This window comes from Limnoraphis robusta CS-951 (assembly GCF_000972705.2).
In genome coordinates this window covers 21,758-28,431 of record NZ_LATL02000003.1, presented here as the reverse complement: position 1 = coordinate 28,431, position 6,674 = coordinate 21,758, and the positions used below count along the sequence as shown (strand labels likewise).

The following is a 6,674-nucleotide window of genomic DNA, read 5'->3' as shown; positions in this document are numbered from 1 at the left end:
TGCTTACCGCTATATATTATAGAGGATAAGGTAGCAAAGGAAAGGTCAAATGGACTCTAATACAATTCGAGAGCGAATTGCTCTGATTGAGACTAAGCGAGAGTCTCTAGTCAAATTGCTAGAGAAACCCGATTTAGGAACGCTGAGAATTGATGTAAATCAAGCGATTGAAGAAATTGATGAGCTGATTGAAGAGTTTAAGCGCACTTTTCCTGATGCCAATCAGAATTAAATGGCTTGATTTTTCTCTCGACTCTAGAATTAGCTTTCTGTAAATCAGTAATGATACTCACTCTGTTTAAATCGAGTCTATTCTATTCGGGCTTGTCACCGATTTCACTGAGAAAAGAGACTTCTTTTCTACTCTAGCAAGTTATTTTCTAAGTGTTTTTATCCCGTAGAGAAATTGAGGATCATACTCTACGGGTTGCTTGACTATTGAGTAAGGCTTGCTCTATTTTAATTTGGGTTTAGTATGAACACTCAAGAACAAAAACATCCTCAATATAATAGTGATCNCTATTCGGGCTTGTCACCGATTTCACTGAGAAAAGAGACTTCTTTTCTACTCTAGCAAGTTATTTTCTAAGTGTTTTTATCCCGTAGAGAAATTGAGGATCATACTCTACGGGTTGCTTGACTATTGAGTAAGGCTTGCTCTATTTTAATTTGGGTTTAGTATGAACACTCAAGAACAAAAACATCCTCAATATAATAGTGATCACGCCACTGTTAAGAGTTTAATTGCAGATCAACCGACGGACTTCAACTTGGTTGAACTCGCCCGATTAAAAATTCGTTATCGCGGATTTCCCGGTGCTAGAGATATTCAGAGTGATTTAGAAAAAATCTTGCAAAATTGGCAATTAACTGAAGAAACTCTGTTTGAAAAAACTCGTGAAATACACGCTAAAGGTCAAGTTTACAAAGTTAAAAAAGAAGATCAAGAAGATTGGCTTTAATTCAGTTTACAGTTGTAGGGGCGGGTTCAGCTAAAATCTATGTTTCTCACAGACAACATTGATCAACCCGCCCTTAATTTAATTCAGTTTACTCTCCGCACAACAACAAACGTAATAAAAAAAGATTATAAATGCACAGAATTTCTGCTACACCTGGCGGTTGGACTCCTGACACGGAAGGCGTTATTTTCATCGAACAAACGCCTGCACCGATTGTTTTTTTAACCGCAGCAGATACCGATATTCAAACCCTAGCCACCGCAGTTGATCAACTTCCGAGTGATTTTCCATCTCTACGAGTTGTGAACCTTTTACAACTGCAACAACAGTTAACCATCGATACCTATGCTGAGGAGATTTTAACCCAAGCAAAAGTGATTATAATTCGACTTTTGGGCGGACGTTCCTATTGGAATTATGGCTTAGAAGTGGTTGCAGAAACGGTTGAAAAAACCGGGGCAGAGTTAATTATATTACCCGGAGATGATCGCCCTGACCCAGAGTTAATGAGTCATTCAACAGTATCTCTCAATATTGTAAATCAACTTTGGAATTATTTCACCGAAGGCGGAATTGAGAACTATACAAACGCTTTATTATTTATTGCGAAAACTTGTTTAAATATATCCTATACTTATCAGCAGCCTGTTTCCGTTCCTCGTGTTGGAATTTATCAAAATAAAATAGCATCTAAACCCAATATTCCTCAAGTGGGTATCCTTTTTTATCGCGCTCATTATTTATCGGGTAATATTCGCCCCATTGATGAACTTTGTCAAGCGTTAACAGAGCGGAATTTAAACCCAATCCCTGTTTTTGTCTCATCTTTGCGCGATCCAGATGTGCAGGGAGAAGTGTTGATGGAACTGCAAAAAAGCACAGATAAAAATATTGAAATCCTTCTGAATACAACTAGCTTTTCGATAGCTTCTATTGACGAAGATTCTACTGTAAATTCTCCTTTATTTAGCTTAGATATTCCGATTTTACAAGTCATTTTCAGCAGTCAAACCATTCAACAATGGGAAGCAGACTTTCAGGGACTTTCACCCCGAGATGTGGCGATGAATGTCGCTTTACCCGAAGTGGATGGACGGATCATCACTCGTGCGGTATCTTTTAAGGCGGTAGAAACTTGGAACCAAAAGTTAGAAACTGACGTCGTTGGGTATATTCCTGTCAGCGATCGCATCAAATTTGTAGCCGATCTCGCCGCAAATTGGGTAAAATTACGCCAAAAAAAAGCTACAGAAAAACGTGTTGCGATCATCCTCGCTAACTACCCCACCGCAGATGGACGGTTAGCCAATGGAGTGGGGCTTGACACACCCGCCAGTTGTGTGCATATCCTCGAAGCATTGCAACAGGCAGGATACAAGATTCAAAATGTCCCAAAAACGGGAGAAGAATTGATTAAACTGTTGACTTCTGGGGTGACAAATGATCCAGAAGGGCGGGAACAGAGAAGCATTCAACAGTCATTAAATTGGGACGATTTTAAACAATATTTTTCTCAACTTCCTGAAACCATACAAGCGGCAATTTGTCAACGTTGGAATCTGGATTTTTCAGACCATTCTCATCCTGAAATATTCCCCATTTCCGGGATTAAACTCAATAATATTTTTGTGGGAATTCAACCCAGTCGCGGCTATGATCGTGATCCGAGTTTAAACTATCACGCCCCAGATTTAGAACCAACTCCTGACTATTTAGCCTTCTATTATTGGCTACGATATCAATTTGAAGCGGATGCGATTATTCATGTCGGAAAACATGGTAATTTGGAATGGTTGCCGGGAAAAAGTGTCGGATTATCTGAAACTTGTTATCCTGAAATTGCCTTCGGTGCAATGCCTCATTTATACCCATTTATTGTGAACGATCCGGGGGAAGGATCGCAGGCCAAACGTCGTTCGCAAGCGGTGATTTTAGATCATCTTACACCGCCTCTGACTCGGGCTGAACTCTACGGATCGTTACAACAGTTAGAAGGATTAGTCGATGAATATTATGAGGCGCAAAGTTTAGATCCGTCTCGGCTACCGATGATTAAAACTCGTTTGGAAGATTTGATTAAAACTGAGAATTTAGATCAAGATTTAGGTTTAGTTGAAAATCAACTCAATCCACAAGCTTTAAATACCATTGATGGTTATTTGTGTGAACTTAAAGAAGCACAAATTCGCGATGGTTTACATATTTTTGGGCAATGTCCGACGGGGCGACAGTTAAGAGATTTAATTGTTTCTATCGCCCGAAATCCAAGTCCTCAGCGTTTAGGGCTGACTCGGGCTATTGCTGAAGATTGGCAATTAGAATTTGACCCGTTAACAACGGATTTTAGTAGATTTTTAAACCCAAAATTAACCTTGGAAAATAAAGTTTTTCTCACGGTTGGGGATGCGGTAGAAGTGTTAGAAAACTATGCAGCAAGTTTAGTTGAAAAAATTATCTCTGGTGAAACGGTAAACACTGGAAAATTAACCCAAAAAGAGCTAAACTGGATAGAGAANTTAACCTTGGAAAATAAAGTTTTTCTCACGGTTGGGGATGCGGTAGAAGTGTTAGAAAACTATGCAGCAAGTTTAGTTGAAAAAATTATCTCTGGTGAAACGGTAAACACTGGAAAATTAACCCAAAAAGAGCTAAACTGGATAGAGAATAAACTTTTACCTAACTTACAAAAAACTCATCAAGAAGTCACTCACTTATTAAAAGGGTTAGAAGGGCGATATATTCCGAGTGGTTCATCGGGTGCGCCAACCAGAGGAAGACCTGATGTTTTACCGACTGGACGTAATTTTTATTCGGTTGATATTCGGGCTATTCCCACAGAAACAGCATGGAGAGTCGGTCAACTCGCAGCAGATGCTTTAATTGAACGTTATACTCAAGAAAATGGTGAATATCCACAAACATTAGGACTGTCTGTTTGGGGAACTTCTACGATGAGAACCGGAGGCGATGATATTGCTGAGGCGTTGGCGTTATTAGGGGTTCAACCAGTGTGGGATGGGCCTTCTCGTCGAGTAGTTGATTTTGAGATTTTACCTATTTCTATTTTAGGGCGTCCGCGTGTTGATGTAACGTTGAGAATTTCGGGTTTTTTCCGTGATGCGTTTCCGAATTTAATCGATTTATTTGATCAAGCAGTTGTAGCTGTTTCTCAACTAGATGAACCCCCAGAATTGAATCCTTTAGCCGCACAAGTGAAGCAAGAAACTGAAGGTTTAATGAAAGCAGGGTTAACAAAAGAACAGGCGGAAATGCGCTCTCGTTATCGTATTTTTGGTTCAAAACCAGGTGCTTATGGTGCGGGTTTACAAGGGTTGATGGCGTCTCAAAATTGGACGGATGAACAAGATTTAGCCAGGGCTTATATTAACTGGAGTAGTTACGCTTATACGAGTCAGAATGGGGAGAGTCAAAGTAAGTTAGGGGGAATTTCGGCACCGGAAGCGTTTAAAAATCGTCTTGAAAAAATGCAGATTGTTTTGCAGAATCAAGATAACCGAGAACATGATATATTAGACTCGGATGATTATTATCAATTTCAAGGCGGTTTAACGGCTTCTGTTCGGGCTATTACGGGTAAAAATCCGCAAACTTATTTCGGTGATAATGCTCAACCCGAACGTCCGAAAGTGCGACAATTAAAAGAAGAAATAGCGAGGGTTTATCGTTCTCGAGTGATTAATCCAAAATGGATAGCTGGGGTGATGCGACATGGCTATAAAGGGGCGTTTGAAATGGCGGCAACGGTGGATTATTTGTTTGCTTATGATGCCACAGCAAACTGTGTGGAAGATTTCATGTATGAAGGCGTAGCAAAGGCTTATGTGTTGGATGAAACGGTGCAGAAGTTTATTCAAGAAAAAAATCCTTGGGCGTTGCGAGATATGGCTGAACGTTTGTTAGAAGCGAATCAACGGGGGTTGTGGCAAGCGTCAAATCAGAAAATCTTAGAGGATTTAAGAACGATTGTACATGAAGCTGAAGGTGCTGTGGAAGCGGTGAACTCCTGATTAAAATAATTTGATAAAAATTTCTTCTCCCGATCCACTCAATTGAAACAATAAACTCTATAATACAAAATTGGACATCTAAAGTCTTGACTTTTATATACCAGATGGAATATCCACTAGGAGGTTTCCATGAATCTATTTCGTCGTTTAAAGTTCTCGGGGTTTTGGGGTTGGATTGTCGCGGCATTTCTGTTAGTCGTTACTGTGTTTAATTTCCAACAGAAACAAGTGAACAGTACCCCCTCAAGATCTCTGTCTAATACTCAAAATCAAGCAATTGTCAACCCTGAAAATCCGTCAAATTCTGCTCAAAATTCCCAAATAGAAACGATTGCTAAATCTAATTCTTGTACTCAACAAAGTCCGTTTGATGAGTCTGTTAGATTTGCATTGCGAGGGTCTAATTTAGCACAAACTGCAAAAACAAAGCAACAATGGGATGAAGTCGCCCGCAACTGGGTTCAGGCGGTGGCTTGGATGCAAGCGGTTCCTCCTAATAGTCCTAAACGGGCTTTTGCGGAGAAAAAAGTGGTTGAATATATGCGAAATTTAGCCTATTCGCAACAGCAAGCTGCTAAAACTCAAATGACGAGTCAGTTTCCGAGTTTTGATAGCGAATTTCTCGATCAACAATTGCAACTTTATTTGTCTTATCTCAGTACCGTTGGAAAACCTGATATTTTAATTGTCGGGAGTTCTCGGGCTGTGCAAGGAATTGATCCGAGAGAAATGAAAGTGGCTTTAGCGGCGAAAGGTTATCAAGGCTTGAAAATTTTTAACTTCGGAGTTAATGGCGCAACGGCTCAAGTTGTTAACTATATTTTGAGGGAGGTATTAACACCGGATCAACTGCCAAAAATGATCGTTTGGGCGGATGGTGTACGAGCATTAAATAGTGGTCGAATTGATCGCACTTATCAATCCATTATGGCTTCAGAAGGACACAAACGTTTAGCCTCGGGCGTTCGTCCTAAATTGGCTCAAAATCAATCTGAACAGACCAAAATCTGTTATCAAATGCCAAAATCTTGTATGGCTCAACCGAAGTGGAATTTTCCTAAAGCCAGTCAAGAGAATCAACAGTTAGAAACAGAAATTGCTGTTGAACCTTTAGAGTTAGAATCTGAATCTGAAACGTTTGATTTCGTTCAATTTGAACAGTCAGAAACCCCCCAATTGAATAATCTTTTGTATCGTTCCTCTGAACCAATCACCGCTACACCTGTTTCCTTGGGTACGACTATTGATGCCAATGGATTTTTACCCCAATCTAATCGCTTTAATCCCAACACTTACTATCAACAACGTCCCTATGTTTCTGGTCAATATGATGGGGATTATCGAGCGTTTAATTTAGGGGGAGAACAGGCTAGAGCATTGAGTTTTTTGGTGGGATTTGTCAAGACGAGAAATATCCCGCTTGTATTTGTCAATTTGCCCCTAACGGATGATTATTTAGATTCGTTTCGTTGGTGGGCAGAACAGCAATTTAGAAACCATATGCAGCGACTTTCCAAAGAGTATGGATTTCTCTTTATTGATCTCTCTGAACAAGCATTAACCCGTTATGAATATTTTGTTGATCCGAGTCATTTGAACCGCTATGGAGCTAGAGTTGTTGCTCAGAAATTAGTCGGACAATCTGCAATTCCTTGGCCGCGAGCGAAGTAATAACGATAGGAGA

At 40.0% G+C, this 6,674-nt stretch carries 4 protein-coding genes and 1 pseudogene; all 5 read left to right on the top strand.

Features of this window, described 5'->3' with window-relative positions:
* Nucleotides 1–49 precede the first annotated feature (49 nt).
* The 5 genes and pseudogenes from WN50_RS00270 (at nucleotide 50) to WN50_RS00255 (ending at nucleotide 6,661) form a co-directional block, all read left to right on the top strand.
* On the top strand, nucleotides 50–232 hold the full coding sequence (locus WN50_RS00270; RefSeq protein WP_046281081.1) for a hypothetical protein: 183 nt from the start codon (nucleotides 50–52) through the stop codon (nucleotides 230–232).
* A 448-nt stretch (nucleotides 233–680) separates the two neighbouring features.
* The gene (locus WN50_RS00265; protein WP_046281082.1) at nucleotides 681–962 is read left to right on the top strand and encodes a DUF3288 family protein; all 282 of its coding nucleotides are present in this window, start codon (nucleotides 681–683) and stop codon (nucleotides 960–962) included.
* Nucleotides 963–1,093: 131 nt separating this feature from the next.
* A pseudogene (gene cobN / locus WN50_RS35620) lies at nucleotides 1,094–3,477 on the top strand (cobaltochelatase subunit CobN); the annotation flags it as partial.
* Nucleotide 3,478: 1 nt separating this feature from the next.
* Nucleotides 3,479–4,990: cobaltochelatase subunit CobN (locus WN50_RS35615; RefSeq protein WP_235440778.1), on the top strand; the 1,512-nt coding region annotated here is incomplete at its 5' end.
* Nucleotides 4,991–5,119: 129 nt separating this feature from the next.
* Nucleotides 5,120–6,661, top strand: a complete 1,542-nt coding sequence (locus WN50_RS00255; protein ID WP_046281084.1) for a hypothetical protein — start codon at nucleotides 5,120–5,122, stop codon at nucleotides 6,659–6,661.
* Nucleotides 6,662–6,674: the final 13 nt, after the last annotated feature.